The organism is Delftia sp. DLF01 (assembly GCF_014852125.1).
Taxonomy (GTDB): Bacteria; Pseudomonadota; Gammaproteobacteria; order Burkholderiales; family Burkholderiaceae_C; genus Comamonas; species Comamonas acidovorans.
Window position 1 is genome coordinate 340,157 of the sequence record NZ_JACVAZ010000001.1, and the last position, 14,224, is coordinate 354,380.

The following is a 14,224-nucleotide window of genomic DNA, read 5'->3' on the forward strand; positions in this document are numbered from 1 at the left end:
CTTAGAGCACCTCGCTGGCGAAGTCTGCCAGGCGCGAACGCTCGCCGCGCGCCAGCGTGATGTGGCCGCTGTGCGGCCAGCCCTTGAAGCGGTCCACGGCGTAGGTCAGGCCCGAGGAGCCTTCGGTCAGGTAGGGTGTATCGATCTGCGCCAGATTGCCCATGCAGATGATCTTGGTGCCGGGGCCGGCGCGCGTGATCAGGGTCTTCATCTGCTTGGGCGTCAGGTTCTGGGCCTCGTCGATGATGACGTACTTGTTCAGGAAGGTGCGGCCGCGCATGAAGTTCATGCTCTTGATCTTGATGCGGCTGCGGATCAGCTCATTGGTGGCCGCGCGGCCCCATTCGCCGGCATTGCCGCCATCGCCCTTGGCCAGGAATTCGAGGTTGTCGTCGAGGGCGCCCATCCAGGGGCCCATCTTCTCTTCCTCGGTGCCGGGCAGGAAGCCGATGTCCTCACCCACGCTCACCGTGGCGCGCGTCATGATGATCTCGGTGTAGCGGCGGTCGTCCAGCACCTGGGACAGGCCGGCGGCCAGGGCCAGCAGGGTCTTGCCGGTGCCGGCCGTGCCGGTCAGCGTGACCAGGTCGATGTCCGGGTTCATCAGCAGGTTCATCGCGAAGTTCTGTTCGCGGTTGCGTGCCGTGACGCCCCAGACGGCGTACTTGGGATTGCCGAAGTCCTTGAGCGTCTTGAGCACGGCCGTCTTGTCGCGGATCTCGGTCACGCGCATGAACAGGCTGGGCTCGCCCGGAGCCTCGTGGTAGACGAACTGGTTGATCATCAGCTGGTCGACGATGGCGCCGCTGATGCGGTAGTAGGTGATGGCGCCTTCCTGCCAGCTCTCGACGTTCTTGCCGGCCTTGGCCCAGAAGTCCTGGGGCAGGGCCAGGGCGCCTGCGTACAGCAGGTCGCCGTCGTCCAGTACCTTGTCGTTCTGGTAGTCCTCGGCCGCCAGGCCCAGCGCGCGTGCCTTGACGCGCATGTTGATGTCCTTGGACACCAGCACGACTTCGCGCTCGCTGAACTTCTTGCGCAGCGCGGCGACCACGCCCAGGATCTGGTTGTCCGCCTTGCCCTGGGGCAGGCTGTCGGGCAGCGAGGTTTCCAGCGGTTCCGTCTGGAAATACAGCATTCCCGTGGCGCTGCGCTGGCCCGTGGCATTCAGTGGCAAGCCCTTGTCCAGCGTTTCGGAGGGCTGGGAGGCGACCAGCGAATCCAGCGTGCGGCTGACCTGGCGGCCGTTGCGCGCCACTTCGGTCATGCCCTTCTTGTGGCCGTCGAGTTCTTCCAGCACCACCATGGGCAGGAAGATGTCGTGTTCCTCGAAGCGGAACAGGCTGGTCGGGTCGTGCAGCAGCACGTTGGTGTCGAGCACGAACAGCGTCTTCGGTCCTGTACGCGTGCGGCGTGGGCGAACCGGCGCTGCCAGCAATGCTGCCGGCTTGGCTTCTGTGGAGGACCTGTTGGCCGAGCGGGTGCTGGACGGCGCTGCCGTTGCTTTGGAATTGTCGGTTGCGCGGCGCTGCCGATTGGCAGGGGCTGCAGTCGCGGCCGCAGGAGCCGGTGCCGGTGATGCGGGCTTGGTGTTGCGGCCGCGCGCTGGTGTGGGCTTTGTGGCTGTGGCGGTGTTGTTGGAGGCGGCGGCTGGGGCCGGCTTGCGCTTGCGCGTCGCGGCGGCAGCTACGGCCTCGGCTGCATCGGGAAGATCGTCAGCGGGCAGGGGGTCTGCGTGCTGGGCACCGCGCACGGGAAGAAAGGCTTCGGGGGAGAGCTTGGCGGCACGGCGGCCGGGTGCGGGGGGCAGGGGCATAGTGGACGAACCGTTCCTCAACAGGGATCAAAAAGCACAAAGCCGCCTGGAAACCGAGGCGGCTTTGGTGGGGTGACAGGGAAAAGCGTCTTTGCTAAGAGGCATCGTCCCATTATGCATAGGCTGATGGCCTGAATATGTCGGCCGGCGCTTTGTCGCCTGTCAGATTGTCGCTATCAGGCGGCCTGCTTCAGTGCCTTCAGGGTCTTGACAGCCTTGAGCACCTCGTCAACGTGGCCGGGGACCTTCAGGCCGCGCCATTCCTGCACCAGCAGGCCATCGGTGCCCACCAGGAAGGTGGAACGCTCGATGCCCTTCACCTTCTTGCCGTACATGATCTTGTTCTTGACCACGCCGAACATGTGGCACATCTTCTCTTCCGTATCGGCGATGAGCTCGAACGGCAGTTCCAGCTTTTCCTTGAAGTCGTCGTGCGACTTCATGTTGTCGCGCGAGACGCCAAACACGGTGGCACCAGCTTTCACGAAGTCCTTGTACTTGTCGCGGAACTGCATGGCTTCAGTGGTGCAGCCAGGCGTATTGTCCTTTGGGTAGAAATACAGGATCAGAATCTGGCCCGTGTGGGAGGTGTTGGTCACCTTGATCCCGCCGGTAGCGTTGGCTTCAAATTCGGGAAGGGGTTTGTTGACAACGATCGCCATGCGCTTATATCTCTCGGGTGTAGTCGTTGAAATGCCGAGGGCCGTGTTTGTGTTTTTGCTTTTATCGGAAATGCCCCCAACCGCAACCTGCAATTTTACCCTGAAAACGGGATTTCACCCAATCAGGGGGGCAGGAGTCTACTCCAAGAGTAGGGCCGCGACGACGTTACGGCCTTCGCTGGCAAGGATGTTGTAGGTGCGACACGCGGCCTGCGTGTCCATGCTTTCCAGGCCTATGCGCCGGGCCATAAGGGGGCGCAGCCAGGCCGCCGGCGGGAAGCGGTTGCGCTGGCCGCTGCCCAGGATGATGACCTCGGCATCCAGTTGGGACAGCGCCTCGAAGTGCTCGGGCGTCAGGTCCTCGAAGCGGACGCAGTCCCAGGCCTGGCGCAGGCCCTTGGCGCCTACCAGCAGGCTGTGCTCGAATTTTTCCCTGTCCACGGCGACCCAGCCGGGGCCATAGCCCGTGATGCTCTGTGCTTCGGATTTGTCGGCGTGGAATTTCATGGATGAGGGTGGCGCGGTCTGCGCGATGGGGGTGGCCGCCACATGGCCGGGGCCAGGGCGATGCTGCATTGCGGAACTGTGGTCAAATTATAGGTTTCACCAGGGTGCATGGGGCACTTTGGCGTGCATGAAGGCCGCAAGCCCGCGCCGGCCACTTTCATATTCTCAGCATGAAAACCGTTCTCAAATCCGCAAAACTAGCCAACGTCTGTTATGACATCCGCGGGCCCATCATGGACGCGGCGAAGAAGATGGAAGAGGACGGGCAGAAGATCATCAAGCTCAATATCGGCAACCTGGCCGTGTTCGGCTTCGATGCCCCCGAGGAAGTGCAGCAGGACATGATCCGCAACCTGCCCAATTCGGCAGGCTACTCGGACAGCAAGGGCATCTTCGCGGCGCGCAAGGCCGTGATGCACGAGACCCAGCGCCAGGGCATCCTGGGCGTGACGCTGGACGATATCTACCTGGGCAATGGCGCATCCGAGCTGATCAGCTTGGCCACGAACGCGCTGCTGGACGACGGCGACGAGATGCTTCTGCCGGCGCCCGACTATCCGCTGTGGACCGCCGTCACCAGCCTGTCGGGCGGCACGCCCGTGCACTATATGTGTGACGAGTCCAACGGCTGGATGCCCGACCTGGACGACATCCGCGCCAAGATCACGCCGCGCACCAAGGGCATCGTCGTCATCAATCCCAACAACCCCACGGGCGCCCTGTACAGCAAGCAGCTGCTGCAAAGCATCGTGGCGCTGGCCCGCGAGCATGGCCTGGTGATCTTTGCCGACGAGGTCTATGACAAGGTGCTGTACGACGACGTGGTGCACACGCCGCTCGCCAGCCTGTCCACCGATGTGCTGACGCTGACCTTCAACTCGCTGTCCAAGGCCTATCGCAGCTGCGGCTACCGCGCCGGCTGGATGGTGGTCTCGGGCGACAAGAAGGCGGCCCGGGACTATATCGAGGGCCTGAACATGCTCTCCAACATGCGCCTGTGCGCCAATGTGCCCGGCCAATGGGCCGTGCAGACGGCGCTGGGCGGCCACCAGAGCATCGACGAGCTGGTGCAGGAGGGCGGCCGGCTGCGCGTGCAGCGCGATCTGGCCCATAAGCTGATCACCGAAATCCCCGGCGTGAGCTGCGTCAAGCCGCAAGCCGCGCTGTACATGTTCCCGCGCCTGGACCCCGAGATCTACCCGATCAAGGATGACCAGGCGTTCTTCCTGGAAGTGCTGCAAGAGACCAAGGTCATGCTGGTGCAGGGAACAGGCTTCAACTGGCCGCACCCCGACCATTTCCGCATCGTCTTCCTGCCGCACGACACCGACCTGCGCGAGGCCATCCGCCGTCTCGCAGTGTTCCTCGAGAAATACCGCAAGCGCCACGGCACGGACCGCGGCTGAGCTGTGCGGGCCGGTGGAGGAGAGGGCCTTCCGCCGGCCATTGCTTTTTACCGGCTGCCGGCGCGCACCCTCTGGGCGCCGCAGCGTTTTTTGACTGGCAAGTAGTTTATGAAACCGATCCAAGTAGGCCTTCTGGGCATTGGCACCGTGGGCAGCGGCACCTTCAACGTGCTGCAGCGCAATCAGGAAGAGATCCGCCGCCGTGCGGGCCGCGGTATTGAGATTGCCATGGTGGCCGACCTGGATACGGAACGCGCCCGCTCCGTCGTGGGCGACACGGCCAAGGTGGTCGGCGATGCGCGCGAGATCATCGCCAATCCCGAGATCGATGTGGTGATCGAGCTGATCGGCGGCTACGGCATTGCCAAGGCCCTGGTGCTGGAAGCCATTGCCGCCGGCAAGCATGTGGTCACGGCCAACAAGGCCCTGCTGGCCGTGCATGGCAGCGAAATCTTCAAGGCCGCCGCCGAGAAGGGCGTGATGGTGGCCTACGAAGCGGCCGTGGCCGGTGGCATCCCCATCATCAAGGCGCTGCGCGAAGGCCTGACGGCCAACCAGATCCAGTGGGTGGCCGGCATCATCAACGGCACGACCAACTTCATCCTGTCCGAAATGCGCGACAAGGGCCTGGACTTCGACGTGGTGCTCAAGGAAGCCCAGCGCCTGGGCTATGCCGAAGCCGATCCGACCTTCGACATCGAAGGCGTGGACGCCGCCCACAAGGTCACGCTGATGAGCGCCATCGCCTTCGGCATTCCCGTGCAGTTCGACAAGGCGCATGTGGAAGGCATCACCAAGCTGTCTGCGGCCGACATCAAGTACGCCGAGCAACTGGGCTACCGCATCAAGCTGCTGGGCATCACCAAGCGCACGGACAAGGGTATCGAGCTGCGCGTGCACCCCAGCCTGGTGCCGACCAAGCGCCTGATCGCGAACGTGGAAGGCGCGATGAACGCCGTCGTCGTCCATGGCGATGCCGTTGGCACCACGCTGTACTACGGCAAGGGCGCGGGCTCCGAGCCCACGGCCAGCGCCGTGATCGCCGATCTGGTGGACATCGCCCGCCTGCACACGGCCGATCCCGAGCACCGCGTGCCCCCGCTGGCCTTCCAGTCGAACACGCTGGTCGCCGCAGGTGGCGAGCTGCCCGTGCTGCCCATGAGCGAGGTGGTCACCAGCTACTACCTGCGCATCCGCGTGGCCGACGAAGCCGGTGTGCTGGCCAAGATCACCAGCATCCTCGCGGGCATGGGCATCAGCATCGACGCCCTGCTGCAGCGAGAGGCCGGCGAAGTGAGCGGCGACAGCGAAGGTAGCCAGGGCGTGCCGCAGACCGACCTGATCATCCTGACCCATGCCACGCGCGAAGGCGATATGGACACGGCCCTGGCCCAGATCCAGCAACTGCCCACGGTGCTGGCTCCTATCAACCGCATCCGCAAGGAAGAGTTGAACTAAGACACCCCCTGAGCGGCTGCGCCGCTTCCCCCTCTCTCGCACGCGGGAGGGGGACGACGCCCTCGCTGCGGGGCGGCCCTTGCTCGGCATCCCTGGCATCGGCCGCGCCCCGTCTCACAGAATACTGACGAGGAAGCGACATGCTTTATCTTTCCACGCGCGGCCACGCGGACCGCAAGCGCTTTTGCGACATCCTGCTCGAGGGCCTGGCGCCCGATGGCGGGCTGTACCTGCCCGAGCACTATCCGCAGATCGATGCCGCCCGCCTGGGCGAGCTGCGCAGCATCTACAAGGAGCAGGGCTACGCGGCCCTGGCCTTCGAGATCCTGAGTCTGTACATCGACGACATCCCGGCCGAGGATCTGCGCGCCCTGTGCGCCAAGACCTATACGCAGCAGGTGTTCGGCACGGCCGAGATCACGCCGCTGCGCCCGCTGGAAGACGGCCTGTGGCTCGAAGCCCTGTCCAACGGCCCCACGCTGGCCTTCAAGGACATGGCCATGCAGCTGCTCGGCAACCTGTTCGAGTACGAACTGGGCCGCCGTGGCGAGGAACTCAACATCCTGGGGGCCACCAGTGGCGATACCGGCAGCGCGGCCGAGTACGCCATGCGCGGCAAAAAGGGCGTGCGCGTGTTCATGACCAGCCCGCGCGGCCGCATGAGCCCCTTCCAGCAGGCCCAGATGTTCAGCCTGCAGGATGCCAACATCCACAACATCGCCATCGAGGGCGTGTTCGACGACTGCCAGGACATCGTCAAGGCCGTCTCCAACGACCACGCCTTCAAGGCGAAGTACAAGATCGGCACGGTCAACTCGATCAACTGGGCCCGCCTGCTGGCCCAGGTCGTCTACTACTTTGCCGGCTACCTGCAGGCCACGCAGAGCAATGACCAGAAGGTCAGCTTCACGGTGCCCAGCGGCAACTTCGGCAACATCTGCGCCGGCCACGTGGCGCGCCAGATGGGCCTGCCGATAGCGCGCCTGGTGGTGGCAACCAACGAGAACGACGTGCTCGACGAGTTCTTCCGCACAGGCGCCTATGTGGTGCGCGGCAGCGAACATACCTACGAGACGTCGAGCCCCTCGATGGACATCTCCAAGGCCAGCAACTTCGAGCGCTTCGTGTTCGACCTGCTGGGCCGTGATGGCCAGGCCACGCGCGAATTGTTCGCCGAGGGCGTGGCGCGCCAGGGCCGCTTCGACCTGGGCGGCAATCCGCTGTTCCAGGAAGCTGCTGCCCGCTACGGCTTTGTCAGCGGCAAGAGCACGCATGCCGACCGCCTGGCCACCATCCGCGATACCTTCGAGCGCTTCGGCACCATGATCGACACGCACACGGCCGACGGCGTCAAGGTGGCGCGCGAGCAGCTGCAGTCCGGCGTGCCCATGATCGTGCTGGAGACGGCACTGCCCATCAAGTTCGCCGCCACCATCGAGGAGGCCCTGGGCCGCCTGCCCGATCGCCCGGCCAAGTTCGAAGGCATCGAGGACCTGCCCAAGCGCGTGACCGACTTGCCGGCCGACGCCGAGCAGGTCAAGGCCTATATCGCCCGGCATTGCGACTGATGCGGCAGCCGGGCTGCCCAAAGGTCCGCAGCAGGAGTGCATGGCGATGAAGGTCATCGGCTTCGCCGGCTACTCGGGCTCGGGCAAGACCAGCCTGGTGGAGCCCCTGATCACGCTGATGCGTGCGCAGGGGCTCAGCGTTTCGGTGGTCAAGCATGCCCACCACCATTTCGATGTCGATCACGAGGGCAAGGACAGCTGGCGCCACCGCAAGGCGGGCGCCTATGAAGTGGTGCTGGCCTCGGATCGCCGTCTGGCGCTGATGCGCGAATTTCCCCGTCCCACGGAGCTGTCGGTGCACGACATGCTGGCCGAACTCGATCCGCGCGTGGATTGGGTGCTGGTCGAAGGCTTCAAGCACGCCGACCTGCCCAAGATAGAGATCTGGCGCGACCAGCCCGAGCGCGCCAGCGCCGGCAAGACCCAGGCGCCCCTGTATCCGCACGACCCCCATGTGCTGGCCATTGCCACCGACGCACCGCAGCGCCTGCCAGAGCCGCCGCGCCAGCCCGTGCTCGATCTCAATGCGCCAGGGCAGATACTGCAATGGCTGCTGGAGCATGCGCAGCAACTGCGCTACCGTGCCCCAGGCCTCCCTCGAAATTAGGAAAACACCATGCGAGCCCCGCTCAAGCCCCTTGACGAAGCGCTGGCCGAATTGCTGGCCCAGGCACTGCCGCTGGCCGGCGATGACACCGTGGACAGCTTCGATGCCGATGGCCGTGTGCTGCTGGCCGATGCCGTCTCTCCGCTGCAAGTGCCGCCCCAGGACAACAGCGCCATGGACGGCTACGCCGTGCGCAGCGCCGAATGCACCCAGGGCAATGCCGAGCTGCCCGTCTCGCAGCGCATCCCGGCAGGCGCCGTGGGCCAGCCGCTGGCCGTGGGCACGGTGGCGCGCATCTTCACGGGCGCCCCGGTGCCCGAAGGTGCCGATGCCATCGTCATGCAGGAAGACTGCGAAGTCCTGGAAGACGGTCGCGTGCGCATCAAGGCGCGGCCCGAGGCCGGGCAATGGATACGCCGCTCTGGCGAAGACATCCGGCGCGGCGCCACCGTCATCGCGGCCGGCACGCGCCTGTCGCCGGCCGAGCTGGGCCTGGCGGCCAGCATCGGCCTGGCCTCTTTGCGCGTGGCGCGCAAGCCGCGCGTGGCCCTGTTCTCCACAGGCGACGAGCTGGTCATGCCGGGCACCGTGGCGCCCGAGCAGATGCCGCCCGGCAGCATCTACAACAGCAACCGATTCTTCCTTCGCGCCCTGCTGCAGCGCATGGGCTGCGAGGTCACCGACTTCGGCATCGTCCCCGACCGGCGCGAAGCCACTGTGGATGCTCTGCGCGAGGCGGCCCGCGCGCATGACCTGATCCTGACCAGCGGCGGGGTGTCTGTCGGCGAAGAAGACCATGTCAAGCCCGCCGTGCAGGCGCTGGGCCAGCTCGACCTCTGGCAGATCGCCGTCAAGCCCGGCAAGCCCTTCGCCTATGGCCGCGTGAACCGCGATGGCGAAGGCTTTGCCCACTTCATCGGCCTGCCCGGCAATCCGGTCTCCAGCTTCGTCACCTTCCTTTTGCTGGTACGCCCCTTCGTGCTGCGCCTGCAGGGCGTGCAGCAGGCGCTGCCGCGCTCGGTCGAGGTGCGCGCCGACTTCCATTGGCCGCGCGGGGACAAGCGCCGCGAATTCCTGCGCGTGCGCTACAACGACAGCGGCGGGCTGGAACTGTTCCGCAACCAGAGTTCGGGCGTGCTGACCTCGGCGGCCTGGGGCGATGGCGTGGTGGACAACCCGCCGGGCCAGGCCATTGTGCCGGGCGACCGGGTGCGCTTCATCGCCTTTTCGGAGCTGCTGTCATGAGCCAGGCCGTCCCCATCGCCATCACCATCACCGTGCGCTATTTCGCCTCCATCCGCGAAGCCCTGGGCACGGGCAGCGAAACCCTGTCCACCGAGGCCGCCACCGTGGGCGCGCTGCGTGAGGAACTGATTGCGCGTGGCGGTGCAGCCGCCGAAGCGCTGGCCCCTGGCAAGGCCGTGCGCATGGCGCTGAACCAGGTCCTGTGCGATGCCGGTGCCGCCATTCACCAGAGGGACGAGGTGGCTTTCTTCCCTCCCGTGACCGGAGGTTGATCCAAATGACCACCGACAAGCCCGTGGACCAGGCCATCAGCGCGCGCACGCGCAAGGCCCTGTCCGAAGCCAAGGCGCGCGGCGTGCAACTGGGCCGCGCAGGCGCAGACAACCTGCGCGCCACCGTGGAAAAGCGCAAATCCACGGCCGATGCCTTCGCCCAGCAGCATGAGGCGCTGTTCGCCGAACTGCAGGCGCGCGGCCTGACGCACCGCGCCATGGCCGCCGAACTCAATGCGCGCGGCATTGCCGCGGCCCGGGGCGGCGAGTGGACGCACGGTCAGGTGCAACGCATCCTGAACCGCTATGCCGACCTGCGCTCGGCAATACCGTCTGCAGACGACAGCAGCGGCAGCTGAATCCCGGCCAGCCGTTGCGCCAGCGCGGCCGATGCAGCCTGCATGGGCGCCCGCAGCGTTGCCCGCATTCGGCCCTGCTGCGCCAGCAAGGCCTTGATGGGTGCGGGATTGGGCTCGGCAAAGCAGGCGGCGATGTGCGGCTGCAGCGGCTGCCACAGCGCACGGGCAGCGGGCAGGTCGCCACGCTCCAGGCATTGCATCAACTCAACGAAGTGCCGTGTATGCGCGTGCGCGCTGGCAGCAATCGCTCCCGCACCGCCCAGGGCCAGCGTGGAAAAGATCTGCGCGTCTTCTCCAGCCAGCACCTGCAGTTGCCCATCGGCGATCAGTGCCTGGGTCTTGGCGGCATCGCCCCCGCAATCCTTGATGGCCACGATGCGCTCATGTGCGGCCAGCGCACGCAGCGTGGCCAGCTCCAGCACCACGCCGGTGCGGTAGGGAATGTCGTAGACGATGACCGGATGGGCGCTGCGCTCGGCAATCGCCGTGAACCACTGCAGCAGCCCCGCCTGCGACGGGCGTATGTAATGCGGCGCGGGCACCAGAATGCCGGCCAGCGGCAGGGCGTTCAGTGCCTGAACGCGGGCCAGCGCATGCCCCAGGTGGCAGTCGGAAACTCCCATGACCACGGGCATGCCCTGGGCCGCTGAGAGGATGGTGGACAGGGCGGCATCGTGCTCCGCTTCGCTCAGCGCGGCCGCCTCGGCGGTCGAGCCGCAGGCCACGTAGCCGGCGATGCCGGTGGCGTTGTAGTGCTGCACCAGGGCGCGCAGCGCCCCGTGGTCCACCGCCGCCTCATCTCCAGGAAGAAAGGGCGTGACCAGCGGAAGCCACAGCCCCTGGAATCGGGCTTGCGGCGAGGTGGTGGAAGGCAAAGACATGGAAGATCCCTTCGGGTGATTCAAACAATGAACGACCGGACGCAGCCACCGGCCAGACCGAGGGCGGAAAGGCAGGCGCCTGAAGGGATGCGGGAAGGGGAGATGGAGGCTGCCGGGCCGGTTCCGTCGCTCATCTGGACGGAACCTCAGCTCCGGTCAGACGAGCTGGGGTTTGCAGGCTTTGCCCAGGCACAGGCGCACGGCATCACCGTGGCATGTGGGGAAGGCAAAGATTGCAGGCATGGCGCGCAGTGTAGCGCGCCTGAGCGCCTGGGTGGTGGCCCTCAGGCTGCGCCTTCGGCGCCGGGAGGGGGTGATGCATCGGGCAGCAACGGTGCCTGCCACTCCAGCAGCTCGGCCAGGCGCTGCACGATCCAGCGCGCCTCGCCAGGGCTGACGATGGAGCCCTCGGCCGCCAGGCCCGCGTGTATGCCCAGCAGCACGCCTTGCTCCGAGGAGTTGCCGGAGTGATAGAGCGTCTGCGCCTGCTCGACCAGGTGGCTGGCCAGGTCCTCGCACAATTCATAGCGCCCGACCACGTCTGCAATCGATGCCTTGAGCCGGCCGTGCCGGTCGGCATACAGGGCGGCAAAGCTCGGCGGCGGCTGTATCTGGCTGGTCTCGTCCATGGCGCGCCTCAATCGGGTTCGAACAGGCGCTCGAAGCGAGCAAGGTCCTCGGCCAGCTCGCAGCTCACGAGCTGGCCCATCTTGCCGTCGGCCAGGCGGTGGGCTGCGAACAGCGTGGCCTTGCCGCGAAAGTTGTAGTCGGGCAGATGGATGATGGTGTAGGGATGGGACACGAACAGCTGATGCTCGTAGACCACGCGCTGCTCGTTGCGCGGCGACGGGTAGAGCGTGTATTCGGGGGTGGTGATCGTGAGTGTGGCCATGCATGGCCCGCTGCAGCAAAAGGCCGGCGGCGGGGGAGGGCAATGCTACCGCGTTCATCACACCCTGGTGCGTCGCCGCCCTGCGACAATGCGGGCATGCAAGCAGCCCGTGTATCCATCCAGACCGAGGATTTCGACGTATCGGCCGAACTCGCCGCCCTGCGCGGCGGCGACGCGCGCGTGGGCGCGGTCTGCAGCTTCATCGGCACGGTGCGTGACCGCAACGAGGGCGCCGCCGTGGCCAGCATGGAGCTGGAGCACTACCCGGGCATGACCGAGAAATCCATCGAGGCCATCATCGACGAGGCGGTCCAGCGCTTCGGCATCCATGGCGCGCGCGTCATCCACCGCATCGGCCCGCTGCAGCCCCTGGACCAGATCGTGCTCGTGGCCGTCACCGCATCGCACCGGGGCATGGCCTTCCAGGCCTGCGAATACATCATGGACTACCTCAAGTCGCTGGCGCCTTTCTGGAAGAAGGAACAGACGCCCGAGGGCGCGCGCTGGGTGGATGCGCGCGTCAGCGACGAAGAGGCGCTGGCGCGCTGGCGCCAGTGAGGCGGCGGGCCTTCAGGCCTTGAGCGCAGCACCCCGCAACCATTGCGGCGGGCGGAACACCAGAAGGTTTCCGAGCATCACCAGCAGCAGCCCGCCCACGGCCAGCGGCGTCCAGACATAGCCCTCGAACAGGGCCGAGATGCTGAGCGCAACAATGGGGAATAGCACCGTCGCATAGGCCGCCTTCTCCGGACCCAGCCGGCCCACCAGGGTCAGGTAGGCCGTGAACGCAATCACCGAGCCTGGAATGGCCAGGTACAGCCAGGAGCCCACATAGGTCCAGCTGGTATCGAAGCGCCAGGGCAGGCCTGCCACCAGCGCATAGCCGGTCAGCAGCAGCGTGCCGGCCAGCATGCCCCAGGCATTGGTCTGTGCGGGTCGCCAGCCCATGGACTGCAGCGAGGCAGACAGCATGTTCCCGCAGGAAAAGCACAGCGTGCCCAGCACCGCCCAGGCCAGGCCAGGCGGGCTGGCATGCCGACCTGCGCGCAGCTCGGGCCAGAACAGCGCCACCAGGCCTGCAAGGCCGAAGAGGCTGCCGGCCAGCACATGGGGTGCCAGCCTGCGGCCGTGGATGATGCGCGCCAGCAGCGCGTTCCAGAGATTGGCGCTGGAGAACACCACGGCGGCCAGGCCGCTGGCCAGCGTCTCGCTGGCATGCATGAAGCACACGAAGTTGAAGCTGAACAGGCACAGGCCCTGGGCCAGCACGCGCGGCAGCGCCGGGCCGCGGGGCACGCGCAGCTGCCGCGACCAGGCCAGCCAGGCGAACATCAGCACGGCGGCCAGCGCAAAGCGGTAGGCAATGGACAGCTCCACGGGCACGGCGCCCAGCTGCAGCTTCAGGGCGATCCAGGTCGAACCCCAGATCAGCACGACCAGGGCATAGAGGGTGGCAGTCATGGCCGGTGATGATGGCGCCGCAGGCTGGGCGGGCATGGCAGATTCCTGCGGTTTGATGGCCTGGCGCCATGCGTCGGTATGGCTGCGGGACCACAATCGCTGCCATGACGCCCACGCCGCTGCCCGAGCTGCCCTCCAGCCACCTGTGCCAGGTGCTGTCACGCTCCAAGGCCCGGCTGCAGCGGCGCGTGCGCCTGAGCGAGGGGGTGGAACTGGCCGTCTGGGCCAATGTGGACGACGAGGTGCGCTACTGCCAGCCCGGGCACCACACGCTGTCGGTCTACCTGGCCGGGGGCGAGGGTTCGCAGCTCAAGGCGCGGCCCGAGGCCATGGGGGCGCCGGGGCGCATCTGCATCTTCACGCCAGAGGACGAATCGCACTGGCTGGTGCGCTCGCCCGTGCAGTTCCTGCACCTGTATGTGTCCGACCTGGCCTGGGCGGGGCGCGTGGTCCGCATGCTGGATGCCGAGCCCCGCTCGCGCACCTTGCGTGCGCAGATCTACGGGGATGATCAGGCCTTCCACGCCGGTGCCCGTGCGCTGATGCAGCTGGACTGGCATGACCCGCAGCAGCAACTGGCGGCCGATGCCATTGGCCAGCAGCTGGTGGACCGGCTGGTGCTGCAGTCCGCCACGCCGCGCCAGCTGCAGGCGCTGCAGCGGCCGCTGGGCGGGCTTTCTGCGGCCATGCGGCGCAAGGTGCTGGCCCATGTCGAGGCGCATCTGCATGACTCCAAGGCCGTGTCGCTGCCGGCATTGGCGAGACAGGCCTGCCTCTCCGAATTCCATTTCGCACGCATGTTCCGCCAGAGCATGGGCTGCACGGTGCACGAATGGGTGCTGCAGCAGCGCCTGGCCCGGGCACGGCGCGCTCTGTCTGCGCGCAACGTGCCGCCGCTGGCCGAGCTGGCGCTGGATTGCGGCTTTTCCAGCGCCAGCCACTTGGTGCGCAGCTTCCGGGCGCATTTGGGCGTTACGCCTACGCAGTTCTCGATCTTTCAGCGCAATGCTTGAATAGGATGGCCGGCCTCGCCGGCCTTGATCTGGCGCAAGCGTCTGTCCTTGCGGGCCGGGCATGGCTTGAAATTTGCCCT

At 66.4% G+C, this 14,224-nt stretch carries 16 protein-coding genes; 9 read left to right on the plus strand and 7 right to left on the minus strand.

The window, feature by feature from the left end; translation table 11 throughout:
* Window position 1: 1 nt before the first annotated feature.
* The 3 genes from IB269_RS01540 to IB269_RS01550 all read right to left on the minus strand — a co-directional run bounded on the left by IB269_RS01540 (window position 2) and on the right by IB269_RS01550 (window position 2,982).
* Window positions 2-1,813 (minus strand): PhoH family protein, encoded by a 1,812-nt coding sequence (locus IB269_RS01540; RefSeq protein WP_192366270.1) that lies wholly within the window; start codon window positions 1,811-1,813, stop codon window positions 2-4.
* Window positions 1,814-1,989: 176 nt separating this feature from the next.
* Window positions 1,990-2,475, minus strand: coding sequence for a peroxiredoxin (locus IB269_RS01545; protein ID WP_013801026.1), 486 nt, complete (start codon window positions 2,473-2,475; stop codon window positions 1,990-1,992).
* 138 nt (window positions 2,476-2,613) lie between these two features.
* Window positions 2,614-2,982: an Mth938-like domain-containing protein gene (locus IB269_RS01550; RefSeq protein ID WP_012207020.1), complete on the minus strand. Its 369-nt coding sequence runs from the start codon at window positions 2,980-2,982 to the stop codon at window positions 2,614-2,616.
* 170 nt (window positions 2,983-3,152) lie between these two features.
* Between IB269_RS01550 and IB269_RS01555 the strand changes: the two genes are divergently transcribed.
* The 7 genes from IB269_RS01555 (at window position 3,153) to IB269_RS01585 (ending at window position 9,897) form a co-directional block, all read left to right on the plus strand.
* Complete coding sequence (locus IB269_RS01555) at window positions 3,153-4,388, plus strand: pyridoxal phosphate-dependent aminotransferase (protein ID WP_013801028.1); 1,236 nt, start codon at window positions 3,153-3,155, stop codon at window positions 4,386-4,388.
* A 108-nt stretch (window positions 4,389-4,496) separates the two neighbouring features.
* Window positions 4,497-5,846, plus strand: coding sequence for a homoserine dehydrogenase (locus IB269_RS01560; RefSeq protein ID WP_012207018.1), 1,350 nt, complete (start codon window positions 4,497-4,499; stop codon window positions 5,844-5,846).
* A gap of 140 nt (window positions 5,847-5,986) precedes the next feature.
* Complete coding sequence (thrC, locus tag IB269_RS01565) at window positions 5,987-7,414, plus strand: threonine synthase (protein WP_192366271.1); 1,428 nt, start codon at window positions 5,987-5,989, stop codon at window positions 7,412-7,414.
* A 46-nt stretch (window positions 7,415-7,460) separates the two neighbouring features.
* On the plus strand, window positions 7,461-8,021 hold the full coding sequence (gene mobB, locus IB269_RS01570) for a molybdopterin-guanine dinucleotide biosynthesis protein B (RefSeq protein ID WP_034396637.1): 561 nt from the start codon (window positions 7,461-7,463) through the stop codon (window positions 8,019-8,021).
* A 9-nt stretch (window positions 8,022-8,030) separates the two neighbouring features.
* The gene (gene glp / locus IB269_RS01575; protein ID WP_192366272.1) at window positions 8,031-9,266 is read left to right on the plus strand and encodes a gephyrin-like molybdotransferase Glp; all 1,236 of its coding nucleotides are present in this window, start codon (window positions 8,031-8,033) and stop codon (window positions 9,264-9,266) included.
* Window positions 9,263-9,538: a molybdopterin converting factor subunit 1 gene (moaD, locus tag IB269_RS01580; RefSeq protein WP_192366273.1), complete on the plus strand. Its 276-nt coding sequence runs from the start codon at window positions 9,263-9,265 to the stop codon at window positions 9,536-9,538. The genes glp and moaD overlap by 4 nt, the downstream gene beginning before the upstream one ends.
* Window positions 9,539-9,543: 5 nt before the next feature.
* Window positions 9,544-9,897 carry a recombinase family protein gene (locus tag IB269_RS01585; RefSeq protein WP_097201556.1) on the plus strand — a complete coding sequence of 118 codons (354 nt, stop codon included), beginning with the start codon at window positions 9,544-9,546 and terminating at the stop codon, window positions 9,895-9,897.
* On the opposite strand, the gene dapA is transcribed toward IB269_RS01585, so the two are convergent.
* The 3 genes from dapA to IB269_RS01600 form a co-directional block, all read right to left on the minus strand.
* Complete coding sequence (gene dapA, locus IB269_RS01590; RefSeq protein ID WP_192366274.1) at window positions 9,843-10,778, minus strand: 4-hydroxy-tetrahydrodipicolinate synthase; 936 nt, start codon at window positions 10,776-10,778, stop codon at window positions 9,843-9,845. The two genes, IB269_RS01585 and dapA, sit on opposite strands and share 55 nt — an antisense overlap.
* 284 nt (window positions 10,779-11,062) lie before the next feature.
* A complete protein-coding gene (locus tag IB269_RS01595) occupies window positions 11,063-11,407 on the minus strand; it encodes a hypothetical protein (protein WP_192366275.1) in 345 nt (114 codons plus the stop codon).
* 8 nt (window positions 11,408-11,415) lie between these two features.
* Window positions 11,416-11,670 (minus strand): hypothetical protein, encoded by a 255-nt coding sequence (locus IB269_RS01600; RefSeq protein ID WP_012207010.1) that lies wholly within the window; start codon window positions 11,668-11,670, stop codon window positions 11,416-11,418.
* A gap of 96 nt (window positions 11,671-11,766) precedes the next feature.
* On the opposite strand from IB269_RS01600, the gene IB269_RS01605 reads away from it, so the two are divergent.
* The gene (locus tag IB269_RS01605) at window positions 11,767-12,228 is read left to right on the plus strand and encodes a molybdenum cofactor biosynthesis protein MoaE (protein WP_034396618.1); all 462 of its coding nucleotides are present in this window, start codon (window positions 11,767-11,769) and stop codon (window positions 12,226-12,228) included.
* Window positions 12,229-12,240: 12 nt separating this feature from the next.
* Here the strand turns inward: IB269_RS01605 and IB269_RS01610 are convergent, their stop codons facing one another.
* Entirely contained in the window at window positions 12,241-13,131 is an 891-nt protein-coding gene (locus tag IB269_RS01610) for a DMT family transporter (protein WP_225613937.1), read from the minus strand.
* 104 nt (window positions 13,132-13,235) lie between these two features.
* On the opposite strand from IB269_RS01610, the gene IB269_RS01615 reads away from it, so the two are divergent.
* Window positions 13,236-14,144: an AraC family transcriptional regulator gene (locus IB269_RS01615; RefSeq protein WP_192366277.1), complete on the plus strand. Its 909-nt coding sequence runs from the start codon at window positions 13,236-13,238 to the stop codon at window positions 14,142-14,144.
* Window positions 14,145-14,224 lie beyond the last annotated feature (80 nt).